Annotated in this window: 18 protein-coding genes and 9 pseudogenes; 18 read left to right on the top strand and 9 right to left on the bottom strand. The window is 67.7% G+C overall.

What is annotated here, in order from left to right; translation table 11 throughout:
* Positions 1-375: 375 nt before the first annotated feature.
* Positions 376-756, bottom strand: a complete 381-nt coding sequence (locus OG780_RS07890) for a DUF2267 domain-containing protein (protein ID WP_328457964.1) — start codon at positions 754-756, stop codon at positions 376-378.
* A gap of 238 nt (positions 757-994) precedes the next feature.
* The gene (locus OG780_RS07885; RefSeq protein WP_328446039.1) at positions 995-1,426 is read right to left on the bottom strand and encodes an Hsp20/alpha crystallin family protein; all 432 of its coding nucleotides are present in this window, start codon (positions 1,424-1,426) and stop codon (positions 995-997) included.
* A 131-nt stretch (positions 1,427-1,557) separates the two neighbouring features.
* Between OG780_RS07885 and OG780_RS07880 the strand changes: the two genes are divergently transcribed.
* From OG780_RS07880 to OG780_RS07845, 8 genes and pseudogenes are all read left to right on the top strand, one after another.
* Positions 1,558-2,202, top strand: a complete 645-nt coding sequence (locus OG780_RS07880; protein ID WP_328446037.1) for a type III effector protein — start codon at positions 1,558-1,560, stop codon at positions 2,200-2,202.
* A gap of 203 nt (positions 2,203-2,405) precedes the next feature.
* Complete coding sequence (locus tag OG780_RS07875) at positions 2,406-2,582, top strand: CsbD family protein (RefSeq protein WP_328446035.1); 177 nt, start codon at positions 2,406-2,408, stop codon at positions 2,580-2,582.
* 480 nt (positions 2,583-3,062) lie between these two features.
* Complete coding sequence (locus tag OG780_RS07870) at positions 3,063-3,329, top strand: hypothetical protein (protein WP_328446033.1); 267 nt, start codon at positions 3,063-3,065, stop codon at positions 3,327-3,329.
* Between the two features lie 232 nt (positions 3,330-3,561).
* Positions 3,562-3,786 (top strand): annotated as a pseudogene (locus OG780_RS07865) (histone protein); the annotation flags it as partial.
* Positions 3,780-4,628 (top strand): annotated as a pseudogene (locus OG780_RS07860) ((Fe-S)-binding protein); the annotation flags it as partial. The pseudogenes OG780_RS07865 and OG780_RS07860, both read left to right, overlap by 7 nt.
* A gap of 11 nt (positions 4,629-4,639) precedes the next feature.
* Positions 4,640-6,451 (top strand): thiamine pyrophosphate-requiring protein, encoded by a 1,812-nt coding sequence (locus OG780_RS07855; protein WP_328446031.1) that lies wholly within the window; start codon positions 4,640-4,642, stop codon positions 6,449-6,451.
* Between the two features lie 984 nt (positions 6,452-7,435).
* On the top strand, positions 7,436-8,611 hold the full coding sequence (locus OG780_RS07850) for a glutathione-independent formaldehyde dehydrogenase (RefSeq protein ID WP_328446029.1): 1,176 nt from the start codon (positions 7,436-7,438) through the stop codon (positions 8,609-8,611).
* Positions 8,612-8,882: 271 nt separating this feature from the next.
* Positions 8,883-9,575, top strand: a complete 693-nt coding sequence (locus tag OG780_RS07845) for a hypothetical protein (RefSeq protein WP_443062123.1) — start codon at positions 8,883-8,885, stop codon at positions 9,573-9,575.
* 39 nt (positions 9,576-9,614) lie between these two features.
* On the opposite strand, the gene OG780_RS07840 is transcribed toward OG780_RS07845, so the two are convergent.
* Complete coding sequence (locus tag OG780_RS07840) at positions 9,615-11,153, bottom strand: CYTH and CHAD domain-containing protein (RefSeq protein ID WP_328446027.1); 1,539 nt, start codon at positions 11,151-11,153, stop codon at positions 9,615-9,617.
* A gap of 584 nt (positions 11,154-11,737) precedes the next feature.
* On the opposite strand from OG780_RS07840, the gene OG780_RS07835 reads away from it, so the two are divergent.
* The gene (locus tag OG780_RS07835) at positions 11,738-11,992 is read left to right on the top strand and encodes a DUF6479 family protein (RefSeq protein WP_328446025.1); all 255 of its coding nucleotides are present in this window, start codon (positions 11,738-11,740) and stop codon (positions 11,990-11,992) included.
* Positions 11,993-12,325: 333 nt separating this feature from the next.
* A pseudogene (locus OG780_RS07830) lies at positions 12,326-12,442 on the top strand (alpha/beta fold hydrolase); the annotation flags it as partial.
* 177 nt (positions 12,443-12,619) lie between these two features.
* Here the strand turns inward: OG780_RS07830 and OG780_RS07825 are convergent.
* A complete protein-coding gene (locus OG780_RS07825; RefSeq protein ID WP_328446023.1) occupies positions 12,620-12,889 on the bottom strand; it encodes a GlsB/YeaQ/YmgE family stress response membrane protein in 270 nt (89 codons plus the stop codon).
* 782 nt (positions 12,890-13,671) lie between these two features.
* On the opposite strand from OG780_RS07825, the gene OG780_RS07820 reads away from it, so the two are divergent.
* On the top strand, positions 13,672-13,872 hold the full coding sequence (locus OG780_RS07820; RefSeq protein WP_328446022.1) for a VOC family protein: 201 nt from the start codon (positions 13,672-13,674) through the stop codon (positions 13,870-13,872).
* Between the two features lie 181 nt (positions 13,873-14,053).
* Here the strand turns inward: OG780_RS07820 and OG780_RS07815 are convergent.
* Positions 14,054-14,205: pseudogene (locus OG780_RS07815) on the bottom strand (ZIP family zinc transporter); the annotation flags it as partial.
* Between the two features lie 36 nt (positions 14,206-14,241).
* Here OG780_RS07815 and OG780_RS07810 point away from each other — a divergent pair.
* A complete protein-coding gene (locus tag OG780_RS07810; protein ID WP_328446021.1) occupies positions 14,242-14,460 on the top strand; it encodes a hypothetical protein in 219 nt (72 codons plus the stop codon).
* 21 nt (positions 14,461-14,481) lie between these two features.
* On the opposite strand, the pseudogene OG780_RS07805 reads toward OG780_RS07810, so the two are convergent.
* Positions 14,482-15,063 (bottom strand): annotated as a pseudogene (locus tag OG780_RS07805) (transposase); the annotation flags it as partial.
* Here OG780_RS07805 and OG780_RS07800 point away from each other — a divergent pair.
* The 3 genes and pseudogenes from OG780_RS07800 to OG780_RS07790 form a co-directional block, all read left to right on the top strand.
* Positions 15,058-15,186 (top strand): annotated as a pseudogene (locus tag OG780_RS07800) (IS5/IS1182 family transposase); the annotation flags it as partial. The pseudogenes OG780_RS07805 and OG780_RS07800 sit on opposite strands and share 6 nt — an antisense overlap.
* Before the next feature lie 50 nt (positions 15,187-15,236).
* A protein-coding gene (locus tag OG780_RS07795) for an IS5 family transposase (RefSeq protein WP_328446020.1) occupies positions 15,237-16,054 on the top strand; the annotation gives its coding sequence in 2 pieces (ribosomal slippage) (positions 15,237-15,585 and positions 15,585-16,054; 819 coding nt in all).
* Between the two features lie 51 nt (positions 16,055-16,105).
* Positions 16,106-16,923, top strand: a protein-coding gene (locus tag OG780_RS07790; RefSeq protein WP_328446019.1) for an IS5 family transposase whose coding sequence is annotated in 2 segments (ribosomal slippage) — positions 16,106-16,454 and positions 16,454-16,923 — 819 coding nt in all. Because the reading frame shifts where the segments join, the coding sequence is not laid out codon by codon here.
* Between the two features lie 86 nt (positions 16,924-17,009).
* Here the strand turns inward: OG780_RS07790 and OG780_RS07785 are convergent.
* Positions 17,010-17,132 (bottom strand): annotated as a pseudogene (locus OG780_RS07785) (helix-turn-helix domain-containing protein); the annotation flags it as partial.
* Positions 17,133-17,555: 423 nt separating this feature from the next.
* A pseudogene (locus OG780_RS44610) lies at positions 17,556-17,708 on the bottom strand (IS256 family transposase); the annotation flags it as partial.
* Between the two features lie 611 nt (positions 17,709-18,319).
* Between OG780_RS44610 and OG780_RS07780 the strand changes: the two are divergent.
* A complete protein-coding gene (locus tag OG780_RS07780; RefSeq protein WP_328446017.1) occupies positions 18,320-19,906 on the top strand; it encodes a hypothetical protein in 1,587 nt (528 codons plus the stop codon).
* Positions 19,866-20,258: an ANTAR domain-containing protein gene (locus OG780_RS07775; RefSeq protein ID WP_328458776.1), complete on the top strand. Its 393-nt coding sequence runs from the start codon at positions 19,866-19,868 to the stop codon at positions 20,256-20,258. Before OG780_RS07780 ends, OG780_RS07775 begins: the two co-directional genes overlap by 41 nt.
* A 442-nt stretch (positions 20,259-20,700) precedes the next feature.
* Here the strand turns inward: OG780_RS07775 and OG780_RS07770 are convergent.
* Positions 20,701-21,027: pseudogene (locus OG780_RS07770) on the bottom strand (helix-turn-helix domain-containing protein); the annotation flags it as partial.
* A 349-nt stretch (positions 21,028-21,376) separates the two neighbouring features.
* On the opposite strand from OG780_RS07770, the gene OG780_RS44605 reads away from it, so the two are divergent.
* Complete coding sequence (locus OG780_RS44605; RefSeq protein WP_443062122.1) at positions 21,377-21,652, top strand: hypothetical protein; 276 nt, start codon at positions 21,377-21,379, stop codon at positions 21,650-21,652.
* The last annotated feature ends 200 nt before the right edge of the window (positions 21,653-21,852 follow it).

The raw sequence follows: 21,852 nt of genomic DNA, 5'->3' as shown, positions 1-21,852 counted from the left end.
GGGATCTCCTGATAGATCCGTTACCCCATGACCGCGTGACCACGCGATTCCTGCTCCGCCAGCCCTGCGAAGACCCAGCAACCAGCGGACCCACCCGACCCAGACCCGTAACGCAACGGCATTGCCTCTAAGCGCTGAGCACTTCTGATCCCGGCAGCCCGTCGGCTGCCGGGATTTGCGCTGCCGGTGCCGGCTCCGCTTTCGCGACGGATGAACAGAGGGGCTACGTCATCAGCCCGCGGCGGCACAGCGACCAAGAGAGTGCATGTCTGGGGTTCGAAGTGCTCCCCCCTGCGGCCGAACAGTGGCAACTGTGGTCACGACGCAGCGCACCGCGGACATGTGCGCTGCGTTCTGGGTGCCGGCATCGGACGGTCAGGCGGCCCGGATGAGCTGGGCACGTCCGAACAGCAGGGCGTAGCCGTCGGGGAGCTGTCCGATGATCCGGGTGGTCAGGTCGTCACCGGCGATGCGACCCACGGCGCCGAGGACCGATCCGGTGTCCCAACGGGTCGTCGCCGGGGTGCTGCCGGTTCGCTCAGCGAGGTCCTTCACGAAGCCCCAGCCGGTCAGCGGACTGCTCGTGGTGGGCTGCGAGGAGAAGTGGCAGGCCGCTTCCTGAGGGAGGCGAGCGGCGAGTTCCATCCGCTCGGTGCCTGTCAACTGGCGGCCGAGGGCTTCGAGTACTCGGCGTACGACGCCTTCTGCGTGGCGGCGGGTGGGGTAGGCGCCGTCGTAGCGCACCTTTTCCAGCAGCTGGTCGAAGGTGACGGTTGCTGTTGGGGGAGGGGGCGTGGGGGAGAGAGAAGAGTCATGAGGGCTTCGGCTTTCCTTGCGTAGCCGCCTTCTGCGGGAGAGCGGCTGTTCCGTGTGAACCCTGTTCTTCGCGGGCGTCGGTTGTCCTGCGTGGAGTGAGGGGGCCGGTGCCGCCGGGGCCCAGGCGGGATGGTGCGTGAACCGTCCTGGGGTCGGCGGCGGACGGGCGACCGGCAGATCAGTTGTCGAGTTCCTTGCGGTCGCCGGTGCTGCGGACGCTGATCTTGCGGGGCCTGGCTCGCTCGGCGATCGGGATGCGCAGCGTCAGGACGCCGGCCTCGTAGTCCGCGGCGATGTGCTCGGTGTCCAGGGTGTCGGCCAGGACGACCTGGCGGGAGAAGACACCCAGAGGCCGTTCGGACAGTTCCGTCTGGGTGCTCTCGGACCGCGGCAGGGGGCGTCGCTCCGCCTTCACGGTGAGCATGTTCCGCTCGACGTCGATGTCGAGGGCGTCGGGGTCGATGCCCGGCAGGTCGAAGGCGATGACGTACTGGTCGCCGTCTCGGTAGGCGTCCATCGGCATGGCGGAGGGACGGGACCACGTTCCCGGACCCATCAGATGTTGGGCCAGGCGGTCGAGTTCCCGGAACGGGTCAGTGCGCATCAACACGGGATACACCTCCAGATGAGTTCAGGCAGTTGCTGCCAATGCGCTTCACCTGACACCGTTGTAACATGTCATCCAAACGACGACAAGTGAAACGTCATCCAGGGGATGACGATGGTGAAGGGGAGGGGAGAGTGAGCGACAAACTTCCGGCGCCGGCCTCGTTCGCGGTGACGGCCACGGCGCTCGAGGCCCTCGCGCAGGCCTTGCAGACCGCACAGTCCGCAAGGACCGCCACCCCCGACGATCCCCAGGGCGCCCTCGCGGCGCTGCTCCTCCTGCGGCAGGTTCGTGAGCAGCTGGCCGGCTGGGAGCCGGGACTGATCGAAGCGGCGCGGCAGGCGGGCGCGAGCTGGGCCGATCTGGCCCATCCGCTCGGCGTCTCCAGCCGCCAGGCCGCCGAACGCCGCTACCTGCGCGTGCGCCCCGGTGAAGCGGGCGCCACCAAGGAACAGCGGGTGCAGGCCACCCGCGGCCGGCGCGCCGCAGACCGTTCCGTAGCTGCCTGGGCCCACGACCACGCCGCCGCACTCCGCCAGCTCGCCGGGACCATCACCGCCCTGACAGACCTACCCGACACCGCGACGAGCGCCATCACCGCTCTCCACGCCGCCCTCGGCGACAGCGACCCGGCCCAACTCCTTGGCCCCCTCTCCGATGCAGGCCCACACCTGCGCGCCGATCACCCGGCCCTGGCCGACCGCGTCACCGACATCGGCCGCCACACGCACGAAACGCGCGAGAACGAACAGCGACAACGCTCGTCCCTCGAGGCGTGACCGCGTTGGGTGGCCCTCTGGACGCTCGCAGCGGTGGATCCGGCGCCGCGGCCGGCAGGCACAAGCTGGTCCCGGACCCGCCGCCATAAGACGGCGGGGGCGGATCCGCACAGTCGGCTGTGATCGCAACGCCTGCCGAGCGATATACGTATTTCCGTTCTAGTTTGTCACTGTCACTGATTTTCCTATGCAAGGAGCAGGACATGGCTGGCAAGGGCGGCATGGACAAGGCCAAGGGCAAGATGAAGGAAACGGTCGGTAAGGCCACCGGCAACGACCGGATGAAAGCCGAGGGGAAGATGGACCAGGCGGAGGGCGAGGCGAAGGAAGTCCTGGACGACGCCAAGGACTCCATGCACGGCAAGCACGGCAAGCGCTGAAGCACGGACCGGCTCCGCTGAAAGGACCCACCTCCGAGAGGGCAGGCCCTTTCGCCGGAGCCGGTCCGGCATCCAGGCGCTGCGTGCTGACACCGTTGACCGGCAGAGTCCCCCCGGACTGAGAGGTCGGAGGCGTTGGCATGAAGACGTGCGCGTAGCAGGCGGGCATCCCTTCGGTGGCAGAGCTCGCCGAGTCGGGTGTACCGCCGACACCCGACCGGACGGAAGGCCCGATTCGGTGCGCCTTCAGGCGGCCCGCTCCCAGCCTGTGGCGTCCGAAACGTTCGCTGATCATGGGTGCATCGGGTGGGCTTGGACGAGGTCGGTCGAACTGCCGGTTATCGAGTTGTGAGAGCGTCGCGACGAACTCGCAGTGTGCCGACTCCTGAACTACGCACAAGTGAATATTTATGACTAATGGTGTGAATAGGGCGAGGTGGTCCGGGTAGTCCGTCAAAGGACTAGTGAACGGAGCGCATCGTGATCATCAAGAAGATGCATGACATGGGTATCCGCAGCGAACATGCGTACCTGGCCGCCATGGCGTCCATAGGCCTCACCGTGGTCGCCTGGGCAGGCTCCTTGAAGATAGAACCCGGCGTCGACATCGCCCGGGCCGACCGCTGGGGAATCTACATCGGCGAATGGGCCCCCACCTTCTTCGGGCTTGGCCTGGCACTCGCCCAGTACGAGCAGCAAGAGGACGCCATCGCAAGCGAGTTGTTGGCGCATCAGAGCGTCAACTGACTCGCGGGGCGCCCAACTGCCCGGGGTGAACGGCGTTCGGGCGAACACCCACGCAGGGAGGCGGCATGCCTGTGAGCGGACCACTTTGTGCTGATCGGGGTCGAGTTCGTCTCGAAACGGTCACCGTCCCGCGCGGCGATGTGTCCCGAACGCACGGACGCGGCTGCGCGACCCGGTTCTCGCGGCCGCTGTAGTGGGCGGCTATGTGCTGGGCCGCACCAAGAAGGGCCGGATGGCCCTGTCCATTGCGACCTATCTGGCTGGCTGGCGATTCGGTCTCGAACCTCGCCAGCTCGCCGCCGAGGGAATGCGCAGGTTGGGGGAGGTTCGGCAGATCGCCGAGTTGCAGGAGCAGTTGCGCGGGGAAGTGCTGGAAGCGGGCCGCAAGGCTATAAGCGCCGCAGCCGACCGAGGCATGAGCGCGCTGGCCGACACCCTCAGCGATCGTAGGACACGTTCAGCAACTCCTTCCACCCCAACGTCGGGAAGTCCGCGGTCCGGGTCCTGGAGGACGCCGGATTCCACATCACCATTCCGATCCGCGCCGTGTGCTGCGGCCTCACCTGGATCTCCACCGGTCAACGCGGCACCGCTGAGAGGGCGTTGCATCGCATGCTCGACGTCATGTGGCCATGGCTGGAGGCCGGCACACCCGTCGTCGGGCTTGAACCGTCCTGCACGGCCGTCTTTCGCGCAGATGCCCCCGAGTTGATGCCCGACGACCAGAATGTGCGGCACCTGGACGCGCGGTTCAGGACGTTCGCCGAGCAACTCCTCAACCACGCACCCGAAGACTGGCAGCCCCCGTCCCTCACCCGGGCGGCCACCGTGCAGACCCACTGCCACCAGCACGCGGTGACGAAGGACGACGCCGACCGTGAACTGATGCGGCGCGCCGGGATCGACGCGAGCGTCCTGGACGCAGGCTGCTGCGGTCTGGCCGGCAACTTCGGCTTCGAACAGGGCCATGACGACCTGTCCATGACGGTGGCGGAGCAAGGGGTGCTGCCCGCCGTACGGGACACCGCCCCCGGCGCACTGGTCCTCGCGGACGGCTTCATCTGCCGTACCCAGATCGAACAGGACGACACCGGCAGGCGCGCCCTGCATCTGGCCGAGGCACTCGCACTTGCCATGGACGGACAACACCTGCCCGCCGACCACCCCGAGAAGCTCGCCGACCGGCCCGAGGGCTCTGCCCGTGACGGCCGCCTGCTGGCCGCGGGCGCCGCAGCCTCCGCCCTTGGAGCGGCAGCGGCCGCGACCTGCTGGTTCCGCAGCCGGCCATCAGCGCGATGAGAGGAAATCCTGTGTCCATCAAGGTGTCCGACTACGTTCTCCGGCGGCTCCGCGATTGGGACGTCGACCACGTCTTCGCCTACGCCGGCGACGGCATCAACGGCCTTCTCGCGGCCTGGGGCCGATCCGACAACAAGCCGAAGTTCGTCCAGTCGAGGCACGAGGAGATGTCCGCGTTCGAGGCCGTCGGCTACGCCAAGTTCTCCGGCAAAGTCGGCGTCTGCGCGGCGACTTCGGGCCCTGGCGCGATCCATCTCCTCAACGGTCTCTACGACGCGAAGCTCGACCACGTTCCGGTCGTCGCCATCGTCGGACAGACCAACCGCAGTGCCATGGGCGGCAGTTACCAGCAGGAGGTCGACCTCCTCAGCCTCTACAAAGACGTCGCTTCCGAGTACTGCGAGATGGTGACCGTCCCCGAGCAACTGCCCAACGTCATCGACCGGGCCATGCGCACCGCATACGCCAAGCGCACCGTGACAGCAGTGATCATCCCCGCCGACGTACAGGAGTTGCCCTACTCGGAGCCGACCCACGCCTTCAAGATGGTGCCGTCCAGCCTCGGACTGACGCACTCCGCGCCGGTCCCGGCCACGTCGGACCTCGCCCGCGCCGTCGAGGTGCTGGACGCGGGCGAGAAGGTCGCGATCCTGATCGGTCAGGGCGCGCGCAGTGCCAGGGCCGAGGTGGAGGAGATCGCCGACGTGCTCGGTGCCGGGGTGGCCAAGGCTCTGCTCGGTAAGGACGCGCTGCCGGACGATCTGCCGTATGTGACCGGATCGATCGGGCTGCTCGGCACCCGTCCTTCCTACGAGTTGATGCAGGACTGCGACACCCTGCTCGTCATCGGCTCCAGTTTCCCGTACACGCAGTTCCTGCCCGAGTTCGGCCAGGCCCGTGCCGTGCAGATCGACATCGACCCGTTCATGATCGGGCTGCGCTACCCCTTCGAGGTCAACCTCGTCGGTGACGCGAAGCAGACGCTCAAGGCCCTGCTGCCGCAGCTGAAGCGGAAGCAGCACGGCAAGTGGCGCAAGAAGATCGAGAAGGACGTGGCCCGCTGGTGGGAGGTCATGGAGCGGCGTGCGGCCGTGGACGCGGACCCCATCAACCCCGAGTACGTGGTGCACGCGCTCGACGCACTCCTGCCGGACGACGTGATCCTGGCCGCCGACTCCGGCTCCGCCGCCAACTGGTACGCACGGCACCTGCGGATGCGCGGCGCCATGCGTGGTTCCCTGTCCGGCACCCTCGCGACCATGGGGCCGGGGGTTCCGTACGTCATCGGCGCGAAGTTCGCCCATCCCGAGCGTCCGGCGCTGGCGATCGTGGGCGACGGAGCCATGCAGATGAACGGCATGGCCGAACTCATCACCGCCGCCAAGTACTGGCCCGAGTGGGAGGACCCGCGGCTGATCATCGCCGTCCTCAACAACCAGGATCTCAACCAGGTCACCTGGGAGATGCGCGCCATGTCCGGCGCCCCGCAGTTCCTGCCCTCGCAGGCGCTTCCGGACGTTCCGTACGCCGACTTCGCCCGCTCGATCGGCCTCGGCGGGCTACGGGTGGAGAAGCCGGAAGACGTGGAGGACGCCTGGCGGCGGGCGCTCGGCGCCGACCGGCCGTTCGTCATCGACTTCCGCACCGACCCCGCCGTACCGCCGATCCCGCCGCACGCCGGCCTCGACCAGATCGAGGCCGCGGCCTCCGCCGTCATCAAGGGCGACAGCGACCGGACCGGCATGATCCGGCAGGGGCTGAAGGCGAAGGTGCAGGAAATGCTCCCCGGCGGCAAGCAGCGCCAGGACAAGCCGGAGGAGTGATGGTCCCGATCGCCGCCGACCACCCCTTGGGCGCCGCTGGAGACGGTGAGTTGCTGCACACCGCCGTCGACGGCGAACCGTTCGTGGACCGGGTCGAGACCGCCGTCTACACGGGGTACCTACCTACACCCCGGAGGGGGACGGCACGCTGCCCTGGGACTCGACCACGATGATCGTGGTCCAGGTCAGCGGCGGCGGCGCCACAGGACTCGGATACACCTACGGCGCGGCGGCGACCGCCCAGGTCGTCGAGCGGCAACTCGCCGACGTCGTGACCGGCCGGTGCGTCTGGGATGTCCCCGCCGGGGCTGCCGATGTCGAGGAAAGGGGAGGCCGTGCCCTCGCCGTGCCCACCGACATGGCCGACCCCGCCCGGGTCGCGGCTGTGACCGCCGAGGAGGCGTTCGGTCCGATCGACACGCCAGCTACATCACCGCGGAAATCGTCAACGCCACAGGTGGAACACCGCTGCCCTGAACGGCCAAGGGATCCACCGGCCCGGCCCACCGCACCACCCCGACTCCCGGCGGCCCGGCCTCGCCCACCGAGGGCCGGGCAGGCCGGCTGTGATCTTGAGCATCAGCGCAGGGTGATGGAGCACCCGCCGATGACGCGTAGAGGCCGTCGTGGTGACGAGTCGCGGTCGCTCACAGAGCAGGAGCGGCACCGGGGCGATCCACAGAACCGGGCGGCGCGGACTTGCCGATCACGGGCCCGGCCACGACGACGGCGGGTGATCGGCAAGTCCGAAGATTCCGCTGATCCGTCGGTGCGCGGCTGTTTTGCGTGGGGGCAGGCGGGGACTCGGACGGTACGCCGCCGGAGCACCGAGCCTCCGCCTGGTGGTCCGGGCGTTACCGAGCCGGTGAACGGCTTTCAGAGACCGGAGCCACGGGCCCCGTCGTATCAACCGCGGGCGTCAGGCTTCGCATCCTCTCCATCACCGCAGTGCTGCGGTCATGCCGCGGCGCCTAAGGAAGCATCATGAAAGCAGCGGTATATGAAGGTCCGCGAACGGTCACGGTGAAGGACGTACCGGACGCGAAGATCGAGCATCCTTGCGACATCATCGTCAAGATCACCACCACCAACATCTGCGGTTCGGACCTGCACATGTACGAGGGCCGCACCTCGTTCGAGGCCGGCCGCACCCTGGGACACGAGAACATGGGTCAGGTCGTGGAGGTCGGCCCGGCCGTCCGCAAGGTCCAGGTCGGCGAATATGTGGTCCTGCCTTTCAACATCGCCTGCGGCTTCTGCAAGCAGTGCGAGCAGGGTCTGACCAGCTACTGCCTGACCATGCAGCCGGAACCGGCCCTCGCCGGAGCCGCCTACGGATTCGCCGAAATGGGCCCCTACCAGGGAGGCCAGGCGGAACTGCTGCGCGTGCCCTACGGCGACTTCAACGCGCTGCGTCTGGGTGAGGACGCCGCCGAGCGGCAGACCGACTATGTGATGCTCGCCGACATCTTCCCCACCGGCTATCACGCCACTGAGATGGCCCACGTCAAACCGGGCGACCAGACGATCGTCTTCGGGGCCGGTCCCGTCGGGCTGATGGCGGCCTACTCCGCCCTCCTCAAGGGCGCCGGCCGCGTGTGGGTAGCTGACCACCAGCCCGACCGGCTGCGCAAGGCTGAGGAGATCGGGGCCATCGCGATCAACACCGCCGAGCAGAATCCGGCGGAGGTCGTCAAGGAGGCCACCCTCGGCCTGGGGGCCGACAACGGCTGTGAGTGCGTCGGCTACCAGGCACACGACCCCGAGGGACATGAGGACGCCAGCCTCACGCTCAACGGACTGATCGACTCGGTCAGGTTCACGGGCCATATCGGCGTGGTGGGCGTGTTCCTGCCCGAGGACCCCGGCGGCGCGGAGGCCCAGGGGGAGCTGGAGGCGCGGGGCAAGGTCCCGATCGACTTCGGCATGATGTGGTTCAAGGGCCAGCACATGGGCACCGGGCAGGCGCCCGTGAAGAGGTACAACCGGGCGCTGCGGGATCTGATCGCCGGTGGGAAGGCAACGCCGAGCTTCGTGGTCTCCCACGAACTCCGTCTGGACGAGGCCCCCGCCGCCTACGAGCACTTCGACGCCCGTGACGAGGGCTGGATCAAGGTCGTCCTGCACCCGAACGGACACGGGAACGGCCACAACCGATAAGGAATCCGAAGGGCCACCGTCCCGCCCCGCCTGGGGAGGCCGGCCCAGCGCCGGCCGATGTCGTGCGCGGCGCGAGCGGGGGCTCCAGCCGCGAGCCGCGTTTCCTCGACCGTGAGCCCGGATCGGGCGATCTCCCCGAAGGCCCACGCCCGAGCATGCGAGGCCACATCGAACGGACCCCGACGGGCACCCGCACGCCCCGCAACCAGCCAGCCGCTTCTCACAACAGGCCGCACAGAAGTACCAGAAATTTGCGGAGGCGGTGATCAGCGTGGCCACGACGCGCCCTGAGCTGTCCACTCAACGCAATACCCGCGCCAGCGACAGGAAAAACGACACGAAAGTGGTGAGCGCTCTACTAAAGCGGCAAGAAAGGACCTACGCGGCGCAGGCCGGAATCCGGTTGCGTGACACCCCGGCTTCGCTCTACCGGATGCTCGTGCTGGCGAATTTGCTCAGTGCCCGTATCAAGGCGGACATCGCGGTCTCGGCAGCCAGAGCACTGTTCGAAGCCGGGATGCGCGACAGCCGGTCGATGGCGCGGGCGACCTGGCAGGAACGTGTCGACGCGCTCGGCAAAGGCGGATACCGGCGCTATGACGAGCGCACCTCCACCATGCTCGGTGAGGGAGCGGAACTGCTGCTCGACCAGTACGACGGTGATCTGCGGCGGCTGCGCGAGGAATCCGACCCCGCCAAAGCCCTGCAGCGCTTTCCGGGCATCGGTCCGACGGGGACCGACATCTTCCTCCGCGGAGTACAGGCCATCTGGCCGGAGTTCCATCCGTACGTGGATCGCAAGGCCCTGGACGGCGCCCGACGGCTCGGACTCCCCGCCGCGCCGGAGAAGCTGGCCGGCCTCGTGACCCGTCGCGAGGTGCCTTTGCTGGCGGACGGCCTGGTACACGCGGCCCTCGACAACCCCATGGCCGCCGCGGTGCTCGCCGCCGCGGACCGAGCATGACGGGTGGATGGCCGGCTCTCGCCGCGCATCGGTGCGCGATCAGAGGCCGAGACCCTTGCGCCGGGCTGCCGCCCGGGCACGAGCCCACGCCTCGGGGAGCTGCCGTTCCCGAACCCCCGCCGCGGTCCTCTCCTGACCGTGCAGCAGGCCCCAGGTGAAGCCGGGTTCCCCCGCCGCGTGCGCGGCGATCGCAAGACCGCGCAGGGTGTCACGGGCCACGACACTGTCGTGCTGGGCACCGCTCACCTGCTGTACGACCTTGACGCGCTTGCCGAGGCGTCGAACAGGCTTGCCCAGGGCGGGGCGGGCCGCCTCCGCGGCATAGCGAAGCCTCTTGGCGGCCTTGCGGGCGTGGTGGATCCGGGCATCACGTTCCGGTCCGGACGGCGTTTCGAGCGCACGGTCCATTCGCTGGCCAAGTCGCCCGTACTCCTTCCCAAGCGCCTTGGCCAGGACCTTCTCCGGTTTTCCAGCCGCCTTCGCGCGCAGCGGCGGCGCCTCGGCCAACCTGTTCAACTGCTCAAGCAGGTTCAGGTAGCGGGGCGCGGCGAGCGCGTCCAGGGTGCGTCGACGGCCCTCGGCCTGCCGCGCCGCGTCCCAGGCCTGCAGCCGTGCGCCAACCGGGCCCAGGACCAGTTCACCGGGAAGTTCCCGCACGCCGGAGGCCAGCCGCTCCCGGAGCACCTCATGGTCGCGCTCCACACCGAGCTCGGCGCCGAGCCACCTCAGATCCCGCCGAACGGGATCGGTGACCTCACGGTCGAGGACGGATCGGTAGGAGCGCAGGCAACTGCGCAGACGGCGGGCCGTGGTGCGCATCCGGTGCACGGCGTCGGGCAGGTCGCGACGCACAGCGGGGTCGAGGTCCGTGAGGGCGTCCACCAACCGGCGAACGTACGTGAGCACGTGATCGCCGGCCGGCCCTGGGGCGGCCCCGGCGCGCGCATCCTCCGTGCCTTCGAGGAGGGGCGTCGTCGCGGACAGGGCACGGACGACTTTCGAGGGGCCCTGCGCGCGGTCGACACCGTTCTTCCGGAGTACCTTTTCGATGGCGTCCAGGAGCGCAGGATCACCGTCGTCGGCGAGTTCGACCTCCATCTCCGTCCACTTCGTGTGCGCGTCCTCGTCCAGCAGCGAGTCGGCGCGCACCGCATCCGTACTCAGCTCGGCCAGGGCGTCACCCCCGGCGTCGAGAAGATGGCGCAGGGATCGGGTGGAGCGGATCCGCATGACCGGCCGCAGCTCTGCGCCGCGGGTGCGCGAGAGAGCCAGGGCCCGCAGGTCCTCCGGGACCTCTTCTGATGACAGGGGGAGCCGGATCTCCTCCCGGGTGTCTCCCTCCAGGGGCAGCTTCAGGTGCCAGCCGGCGTCGGTGCCGCCCCTTCGGCGCCGCAGGGACGCCCTGGTGCGTGCCAGTCGCAGGTCCTCGGTGTCGTAGTAGACGGCATCCAGCTCCTGCGTCGCATGTTCTGCGAGCGAGGTGACCCGGTCCACTTCCGTCAGCTCGGGCAGCCATGAGATGTCGTTTCCCGGCGGCGCCGCATATTTGCGTTCTGTCTCTCGTGTCGAATGGACCATACAGATCGCGTTGACACATTCCGTGGTCTCAAACTCGACGTACGCCACTTCGCGGTTTCACCTTTGTGCGCGTGGTGGATCGGAGGCGGACGGAGATCCGTAGCGTTCCGGCAGCCAGGTGAAGGCGCTGTGGTCCAGGAGCCCCGAGGACGCGCACCGAGCCGATGCCGGCGAGGCGATTCGTACCGTGGAGATGGCCTTCGCGGGTGGGGTACCGGCGGGCCACGGCGAGATTGACGGCCCACGGTCCGCCTGGGTCTGCCGTAGAGGACTGTCGTCGTTGCGCTGCTCAGGACATTTGTGAGGCTCCTTATGTGACACCTGTACTACGGTGTTCGTGCCTCTTGACTGCACCACGCCTGTCGACCTTCATAGGCTTGCGGCATGTTCATGCCGCTGCGCTGCAGAACAGGCTGAGCGCCCGCCAGATGATGCGTGTGGGGCAGCGCGGACGGCCGTCGACGCCTGATGTTCCTCAGCGGGGACATTTCTGCCGTGCCGTAAAAGGCCCGGTCTCGTAGAAACATCCGCCGCCTGGCGTGAGGACGGCGGGGATTTTGGCGTCGAGGGGGTACCCGGCGTCCATGGACACCGGAAAGGAGACCGTGCTGGCTGCCGCTTCCTATAGCGGCGCACTGTGGCTGATGGCGGCGGGCATCACTGTCGTCGTCATCCTGGTCGTCGCGTTTTTCATCGGTACCCGGCGTTCTGCCCGGCGCCGTTCAATCAATCCATCCCAGGCCGCACAAGCGCGTCGTGACCTCGTGGACCCCGCACGCCGCGGCGACGGCTGGAGCACTCCCGACGACGACCCGGAGCAGGGGCATCCCCACCGCTGACGGCAATTCACGCCGTGCCGCACAGTCCAGTAGTCCTCCCCCGCCCCTCTTCCGTGATGTGCGCCGAACTGGCCCGGCAGATTTCCGTACGGCCAACCCTGACGGGAGCACCCGCACCCGCCGTCACAGCGGCCGTCTTCCAGCAGCGCCCGCCTGAGGCGAGAGAAGCCCGGGCAATCCGACGCTGCCGGGATGCCGGCGTGCTGGACGAGAGCGATGAACTTCCGGACTGTGCTGGCGGATGTGGTCGAGACCCGTCCCAGGCAGTTGCTTTGACCGGCGATCGGGAGCGGCTGCTGTTGAGGCTCATGAGGGTGATGGGAAACTGGCGGTATGGATATCCGTCGGAACAACGTCTCCGTCACTGGCCGTGCTGATGGACCGGTTGTGCTGTTGGCGCAGGGGTTCGGCTGCGACCAGAACATGTGGCGGCTGGTGATGCCCGTGCTACCGGTAGGTCGTTAAATCCGGCGGTAGAGGTTTGCTCAGGCCGGTTAGTCCAATGGGTGACGACGCCGGGACGGGCTGTGGCCCGGATCAGACCGCTAGGTTTCTGACCAAAAGGGGCGGCTCCGTCCTCCCGTGAATGGGAGGACGGAGCGGTTTCGCCGGGGAGCGGAGGCGGGGTCAGGCGTGGCGGCGGTTTCCGGTGATGACCCGGTACAGGGCCAGGAGGATGAGGGAGCCGACGATGGCGGCGATCCAGGTGGAGAGGTCGAAGAAGCCGTCGATGGAGTCGACGCCGAAGATGACCTTGCCGAGCCAGCCGCCGAGGAGGCCTCCCGCGATGCCGATGAGCATCGTGATGATGATGCCGCCCGGGTCCTTGCCGGGCATGAGCGCCTTGGCGATGATGCCGGCGAGCAGACCGATGAGTATCCAGGCGATGATGCCCATGATGTGTGTCTCCTAGCTGGTGAAATAAAGTCTCTGTCAGGAGAACCGTGTGTTCCGCGTCGGCGATTTCAAACCCGGCGGGCGGGTTCGCGAAACCTTGGAGACGAGGTTCCGTGAATCCGTAAGCCAACGGTGAGCACCAGGAGTTGGCAGTCGGGCGTCCGTCGCATGTCCGGTTCAAGGGCCGGATCTGCGGCACAGAGCGCAGGAGTATCCCGGCCTGCTCTTCCAGGGCCGCCGTGAGGAGTTTCGCCGTCTACTGGCCTGTACTGCTGAAGTGCGTCTTCGTGGACTTGGCTTCCGGTGTCTGTGAGGGAGGCCGGGCGGGCTGGGAGGTCGGCGACCGCCCGCAGCCGCCACGAGTTCACCGCGGACAGCAGCCGGCCGATGCCGGGCGGGACACGGCCGGCCGCTGTGTCAGCCGCCGATCTGCTTTGCGGACATCCGCTATCAGTTTCATGAGCGGCAGGTATCCCCGGGCGTCGGGTGCACACCCGGTTGCATATCGCTGGTAGGCCAGGATTTTTCAGGCCCTGCTGTTTTCGCTTGTGAAGAAGGGGCACTCAGGGCGCAGGCCGGTCAGGTGGCCTTCACCTTTAAGGGACTGGCCGACTGTAGGTTCCCTCGGTTCGGCCACGTGTGCTGGGGGAGCCGCCCTTTTTTCAGGGAGCGGACAGCGCCGGGGTGCGCGGGTCGGGGCAGAGAACAGGGCCTTGCGCATCCTGAGCCGGGTATTCGTACGGATGGACGATCCGCGGCGGCCGGAGGGCACTGGAAGCCTCATGCTGCCGCACTCGTTGGAGGACGGTGTGCTGGCCCTGAGGGCGGACACTGCTCCACGGACCGAAGGGGAAAGCACTCTGGCGGCGCTGATCGGCGACGCTCTGGGTGCGACGCTGCAGGAATACCAGCCGCAGAAGGAGGTGCGGGTTCTTCGGGACCCGTACGGCCATCCGTTCTGCCTCTTCACTCCGGGTGCCTGAATGCCAGGGCTTGCACCGGGTCAGCGACACGCAACCGAGACCTCAGCCGGCGGACTGCCGGGCACTGGTCGGTCCGGCCGCTCGCTCCGCCCGAGTACGTCCGGCACTGTCTGCCTTGCCGGACCGATATCAGGCGGCAGCAGAGCACCGCGGTGTGCTTCTCCCGCTCCCCACCCAGGGGTCAGGCGTGGGAGAGGGCGAAGGAGACGAGGAAGTCGCTGACCGTGATCAGTCCGATGGCCGGATGGGCGTCGTCAAACGCTTCGGGGACCATCGTGTCGGCGATCAGGGGAGGATCGCCCCGGCCGCCACCGCGGCGATCACGGCGGGTGAGATGCGGCGGCCGGGAGGCTGGCTGATCATGAGCTCATGCCTGGGTTTCGTGTGGTCGTCTCTCCGCCGTCCCCGACCGGGGGCCGGCGGGTCCGGGTGGATGGGGAGATCCTCGGGCTGGCGTACTCGGTGCGGGACCTGGTGGAGTTCCTGCGCCGGGTGGGGCTGGAAATGGAGCCGGCCGAGGTGATCGAGTCTCCGGTCATCGACTGGCACGGGGTCGGGCCGGATCGGTGGGGTCCCGATCCGTCGTAAGAGGTCGTTTCTCCCGTTGTTTCATCCCGGAATCTGGTGTTTGGTCTGCGGTGTCGGGTCGCGCCAGGAGATGGCGTTCTCGCCGGTGAGACGGCGGGCCATGAGGTCGGTCATGGCGATGTGGATCATGGCTTCGGAGCGGACGGGCAGGCATTCGTAGTCGCGGGCCAGGCGGCGGTGGAGCATAAGCCAGCCGTAGATCCGCTCAACCACCCACCGCTTGGGGATCGGTGTGAATCCCCTGGTCCCGGGCCTGCGTTGAGTGATTTCCATGTCGATGCCGAGGGTGGCTGCGTGCTCGACGAGGTGCTGGCGGTAGCCGCCGTCGACCCACACTTTGCGGACGCGGGGATGTTCGGCGGCGACCCGGTCCAGGAGCTGGGTGCCGGCGATGGAGTCCTGCACGCTCGCCGCGGTCACCAGCACAGCGAGGAGAAGGCCGATGGTGTCGGTGACGATGCTCCGCTTCCGCCCGACGATCTTCTTCCCGGCATCGATGCCCTGGCCGGAGGCGAGCACGCTGGTGGAGGTCTTCACGCTCTGCGCGTCAATCACGCAGGCCGACGGCTCGGCCTCCCGCCCTTCCTTCCGCCGTAAGAGTTGTCCGTCGCCTGGCTCGCCGGCTGCCGCAGACTCCACCGCCGCTACGAGCGCAAAGCCGAACACTTCCTCGCCTTCGCCGCCATCGCCTGCACCCTCATCTGCTATCGCCGACTCACCAAATGAGATGACTTCTTAGACCGTGTCCTATGTGGTGACGGCTCGTTGTCTCATGTATGGGGCGGAGTACGTGGAGTTGGATTGTTCCGGACGGACTGTGGGAGATCGCGGAGCCGCTGATTCCGCCGTCGAGGGTACGGCCGCAGGGCGGCGGAACACAGGACACACCTGATGAGACGCTGTTCGCGGCCATCATCTACGTGCTGGTCAGCGGTTGCGCCTGGCGGGCCCTGCCGCCCTGTTTCGGCGTGTCGAAGTCGACCGCGCACCGCCGCTTCCTGATCTGGTCCAGAGCCGGCGTGTGGGGCAGGCTGCACGAAGCGATCCTGCACCGCCTCGACGACGCGGACCTGCTCGACCTGTCCCGCGCCGTCCTCGACTCCGCCCACGTCCGGGCTAAAAAAGGGGCGAACTCACAGGTCCGAGCCCCGTGGACCGGGGCAAGCCGGGTTCCAAGATGCACGTCCTGTCGGACGCAAACGGACTGCCCCTCCTCGTCGGCCTCTCGGCAGCGAACACCCACGACAGCCAAGCATTGAAGCCCATGATCACGGGTCACCAAACGAGACACGACCCCCACAACGGCCGCTACTTCAAGCCGCAACGCCTACATGCCGACAAGGCCTACGACATCCCTCACCTGCGAAAATGGTTGTGGGGCAAGCACATTGGCGTCCGCATCGCACGCAAGGGAGTCGAGTCCAGCGAACGGCTCGGTCGCCGAAGGTGGGTAATCGAACGGACCATGTCCTGGCTGTCGGGCTACCGCAGACTCAGCCCTCGCTACGAGCGCCATCCTCGCAACTACCTGGCCTTTCTCGGACTCGCCGCGGCCATCTGCTGCTACAAGCGACTCCTCAAGCTGACCACGTAGGACACGGTCTTAGACCGTGTCCTACGTGGTGAGGCGGACGTTGGTCTGTGCATGGGGCGGGGTACGTGGAGTTGGATTGTTCCGGACGGCCTGTGGGAGATCGCGAAGCCGCTGATCCCACCTTCGAAGGCGCGGCCGCAGGGCGGCGGAACGCAGGACACGCCTGATGAGACGCTGTTCGCGGCCATCATCTACGTCCTGGTCAGCGGCTGCGCCTGGCGGGCCCTGCCGCCCTGCTTCGGCATATCGAAGTCGACCGCGCATCGAAGATTCCTGATCTGGTCGAGAGCCGGTGTCTGGGGACGTCTGCACGAGGCCGTGCTGCACCGGCTCGACGACGCCGGCCTCATCGACGTCACCCGTGTCGTCCTCGACACCGCCCACGTCCGGGCTAAAAAAGGGGCGAACATACAGGTCAGAGCCCTGTGGACCGGGGCAAGCCGGGTTCCAAGATGCACGTTCTGTCGGACGCGAACGGACTGCCCCTCCTCGTCGGCATCTCGGCCGGCAACACCCATGACAGCGAAGGGCTCAAACCCATGATCGAGGGTCACCAAACGAGACACGACCCTCACAACGGCCGCCATTTCAAGCCCCAGCGCCTCCACGCCGACAAAGCTTACGACCGAGCCGACCTGCGCAGATGGCTCAGATGGAAGCGCATCGGCGTGCGCATCGCCCGCAAAGGGATCGAGTCCAGCGAGCGATTAGGGCGACGCCGCTGGGTCATCGAGCGGACGATGTCCTGGCTATCCGGCTACCGACGCTTGAGCCCTCGCTACGAACGCAATCCCCGCAACTACCTGGCCTTTCTCGGCCTCGCCGCCGCACTCTGCTGTTACAAACGACTCGTCCGCCTCACCACGTAGGACACGGTCTTATGTACTCGGCGAGCCGGTCCGTCGAGCAGGAGGGTGGTTGCGCAACCGAAACCGACGCCGACGACGCCCCCAGCCCCCGCGAGACCCGACTGCTCGTACGTGCGCACCCAGGAGTGCGCCGACTGCCTCGACACCGCAGACCGGCCCGCGACTTGAGTGACCGCGACCCCCGCGGCCACGCTCAACTCCACCAGCATGGCAGAGGTCCGGCGGATGTCGTTTGAGATCACCTACAGGTGCCGAGCGTGGGTCAGCGGCGGCGCAGCAGCATGACGACAGCGATGATGACGATGATGAGAACGACGGTACCCAGGCCTATGTACACGGGTTTCTCTTTCCTTTGGGGGAGCGGCGTCCATTGGTGCCGCCCAGCCCGAGTGCCCCGGCCTGGGCTTTTCAGTCGGGAGCGACCAAGTCAGTGCCTCCGGGCTGTGTCCGGCCGTCGCTGTTCTGCCCGGTGCCTGCGGCTCAAAGGGCCGGGCGCCGTGCGCTGGTGCGGGGCGGCGAGGGCTGGAATTTGAGCGCTTCGATCCCCATGGCGACGAGTTGCATCGCGCCAGGGAAGGCGTAGAGCGCCGGCCTTGTCTCGGTCGTCGATGATTTTTCGCGAGGTCTGGTCACCGCGTCCCGTAGGTGCGGACGAAGGCCTTGATCGCCTTCTCGGCGTGGGCGCGGTCCTCAGCGTTGTAGATTTCCTGTAGCGCCTTTGTCGCTCCGTGCTGTGTAGAACGCTGGGTTGTGGAGCGCGCCTTCGCCCATCTGCGCTGGTTTCGGCGCCTGCGAATCCGCTGGGGGATCCGCGACGACAGGCGGCCGTCTTCGGAGGTTCCTGTGACCTTGCGACCGACCTCTGTCCGGGGCGTTCCGCCCGTCCTGGGACGGGTGATCTGAGGGAGCGGAGCGTGAATGGCTGTGACCGTTCCTGCCTGTCGGCAGCAGACGCTGCGGCAGGTGACGGGATCATCGGCAGGTGATTGCGCGGGCCGGCTGTAGCCGGACCGTGCCCGCTCCGATCTTCGGGAGCAGATGGGGCAGTGTTCGGCAGCGGGCCATGACCAGGGGGGGCGAAGGTACGGGGAGCTCCTGGACAGGCTGCGTGCTTGTGGTCGATGAACGACGATGGAGGTTACAGGGGCTGGCCGGTTGCGGTATCCGCCCCTCAGGGCGCATACCGCCGTGGTGCGCCGAGGACTGCGCGCGGAGGGAGTTCGCCGTGGACTCGTCTGCCGCCCCGGGCCCGCCAGAGCATGGCAGGCACAAGCTGCACGGCCCTTCGGGCCATGTCGAACGAGCGGAGGACGAGCGGCTGCAGCGCCCTCTGGGGGTGCGAAGCCGTCGCCTGCGCCTTTGCGGAGCGTCCCTGCTCCTCCTCTTGGCTGTTCTGATGGCGCCCATCAGCGTCGTCGCCACCTGGGTAAATTCCGAGGTCACCGACATAGATCGGTATGAGCAGACGGTCTCACCCCTCGCCCGAGACCCCGCTGTCCAGGACCTGATCATCGAGCGTGCTACCGATGGTCTGGTCCACAAGATTGACGTTCGCAAGATCACCGACACCCTCGCTGACACTCTGGCCGACCAGAATGCGCCCCGTTTCCTGGTCGACGCGGCCAGGTCGCTGGATGAAGAGCTCGAGGGCGGGCTGAGGGCCGGCGTGCGCTACACAGTCGCCAAAGTGGTGACGAGCGATGCTTTTGCCAAGGCGTGGAACAGCGTCCACCGCGGCGCGCACACCGCCACGACGAACGTCCTCACAGGGGAGGCAGGCGGAGCGGTCGAGGTCAAGGGCGACACCATCACGCTGAACGTCGGCGCTGTCATCGAGGAACTTCAGAAGCAGCTGATCGGCGTGACCCTTGTCGGGGCGGAAGACATTCCCGGGGCGGACAAGTCGATCGTGCTGGTGCACAACGACCATCTGAGTGAGGCCCGTGATGCTGCCCGCTGGCTCAGCGTCGTCGCCCCGTGGTTGCCCTGGGCGGTGATTGTGCTCGCCGGGCTGGGCATCTGGGCGGCGCCCTCACACCGGCTTGCGCTGATGGCCGCAGGCATCGGTATCGGCGCCATGATGTGCGTGCTGCTCATCGCACTCGCCATGATCCGCCAGATCTGTCTGGACGCGGTGCCTCCGGCAGCCCAGTCGCAGGACGCAGCAGCAGCCCTCTACGACACCCTGGTGAGGTTCCTCCGGCAAACCATTCTCACCGTGCTCCTCACCGCCCTGCTCACCGTGATCGCCGGGTATCTGTACGGACATGGCCGCGGTGCAGCCGCCGTGCGCACAGCCGCCGTCCGAAGCACCCGGACTGCCGGACACGCCCTCGCCCAAACGGGACTGAAGCCAGGTGCCGTCGGACAGTGGCTGCGCAGGCACAGGCCCCTGACCACGGTCGTCGTCATCGCGGCCGGCGCCCTGGCCCTCGTCCTGTGGCACTACCCCACGCCCGCCTCCGTGGCCCTTGTGCTCCTGGTCGTCGTGGTTGTCCTCGCGACCCTGGGCGTCCTGGCCGCTGCTGACGCTGCGGAGCAACGCTTATCCGGCGAGGGCGGCCCTGGCTTGCCACTGAGAGTCGCAGGGCCCCGAACCGGCCGATTGCCGCCCCTGATGAAGCGCGAGCAACTTCTCTGTCAGTTAAGCGTGTTGAACGAACTTGGCCTTGGATCCCGAGCCCGCCAGGGGAACCCAGAGACGCCGTGGGCCCTCTGGCGGCCGATGTTTGCTGACGTGACGGCGGGGCATACGCGAATCAGTGCTTCGGACCGGAGGCGCACGCCGAGCAGGGGATCACCCCGCCTGCTGCGATTTCCTCCGGCCATGCAGATCCCCCACACGGCGAACCCTGGCAGCCGTTCTCGCCATGCTCGGGCGATCCGCTCAGCGCACGGCAGGAGCCCGGCTATCGGCCCAGATCAACGAGGAGGCGAGTCGGATGCGGGAGCTGTTGGCCTCCGGCCACGACCGAAAGGGTGACCCGGACTCCGAGCAGTCGACCACCACGACCATCCCGCGCACCGCAGCCACCACACATGAGGCGGGGGCGCCGCAAGAGCGACCGAGCATGCCGCAAAACCCCGGCGCGAACACGGTAAGAGAGCAGGCAGTGGGCATTGTGATGGCACTCGGACGCCTGCCCGCCAACCAGGCGCGGACCGTACTGACGGAAGTCTCCCAGCGCACTGGCGTCACGCTGCTCCGCATCGCCGGACTCCTCACCGCCTGGGTGTCCTGCGGCGAACTCAACCTTGGTATCCGCATCGCCCTGGAGGAAGCGATCCGGGCCCAGCGCCGCACTGCCCAGCCGGCCGGTCCAGCGACCGACTGAGCACCCTGGAACACCGGACGTAGGCGCGCCGGCCGACCGCTGTCCGAACCTGTGCCCGCGCAGCGCTGTGAAGCAGGAACCCAGCTGCGGTGCGGCGCTGCGTCAGATGACCAGCAGGCGGTTGAAGAACGAAATGGAGAACTGCGGCCAGTGCCCGATCAAGTCCAGTTGCACCCGCAGCGACCGGCGGACACCAGCCTTCCTGCCGCAGCAGACCAGTCCCTGGAGGCGAACTACGCGATGCGGGGCTGGCATCGAGAGTAGTGCGTATCGGGCGGATGGAAGCGGTACTTGAATGCTCGCCCTGACGGTGAATCCCAGCCCAATGTGCCCTGCTCCGCAGGAGTCCGTTTCCTCCCCGGCCTGAAGGCCGGAGTACCCACGGAGGGGTTCCGACGCGGCTTCTTGCCGTCGGCTCCCGGCGCCCTGACGGGCGCTCCGTCGGCTTCGTTGCTTCGGCGGCGCGGCGGTGTTCGTCGTTGATGCGCTGGGCTTCTTCGAGTTGATCTTCGAGGACGACGATGCGGCAGGCGGCTTCGATCGGGGTGCCGTTGTCGACGAGTTCCCGGGCGCGGGCGGCGATGCGCAGTTGGTAGCGGGAGTAGCGGCGGTGGCCGCTCGCGGAGCGCAGCGGGGTGATCAGGCGGGCGTCGCCGAGGGCGCGGAGGAAGCCCTGGGTGGTGCCAGGAGTTCAGCGGCCCGGCCCATCGTGTATGCGGGTGGGGTAGTCGTCATCGTCGAGTCGGCCGAACGCGTCGTCTGCTGTCATTGCACCTCTTCGTGGAACGCGTCGAGGAGCCCTGGTGTTGTACGGCACCAGGGCCCCGAAGGAACTGCACACGATCTGCCGACCCGAGAACTTGGCAGAGTGAACACGACGACAAGCCTTCCAACCTTGCAGGGGTTGGCGGGTCATTCGGCCCCGAACTCGAACCCATCGACATCGCGGCCACCCCTCCGCCAGCTCGAACAAACGCCCAAACCAACGCGACGGCAACGCGGGTAACGTCCTCCGCGACCGCTGACCAGCCACGGGAGTCGCACGGCGACCCCCGGAATCAACGTCGGCCGGAGGGGTACTTGCGCGTCAAGCGAGGACGCGAGGAAGCGAGAACGCCGTGAACGATCGCCGCCCGGAAGGCCCTGGGAAAGGCGGAGGGCCGACACCGAAGCCGATACCGAGGGACCTGCCCGATCAACAGGCCGCAGCCGATGAGGCCCCTTGGGACGTAGTGGGCGGGGAGATGCAGTCGACCTTCGTCGAGCGGGCCGAGCTGGAGGGCCTGGATCCGGAGGTTCCCGCTACGGACGAGGCCGGCACCGGGCGGAGGGGTGCCCCGCAGTCCGGCAGTCCACATCCGGAGCATCCCGTGCCCGACGAACCGTCCGCCTGACGCATCTCCGCGCGCCGCGGGGGCCGAGACACGTCACGCTGGGAGGGGCGCCCGCGGATTCCAGCTACGCGAAAAGGACAGGTGATGGGTGTGCGCACGTGGGCCGGCGAACGGCCCGTCTATGGCCAGCTGACCGGATCCGACCCACTGCTCAGCGCGTACGACCCGCTGCCGGTGCGGCCGCCCTCGGCGCCGTCACG

The organism is Streptomyces sp. NBC_00386 (genome assembly GCF_036063235.1).
In the GTDB taxonomy this organism is placed as follows: Bacteria; Actinomycetota; Actinomycetes; order Streptomycetales; family Streptomycetaceae; genus Streptomyces.
This window is presented reverse-complemented; position numbering and strand designations above follow the sequence as displayed.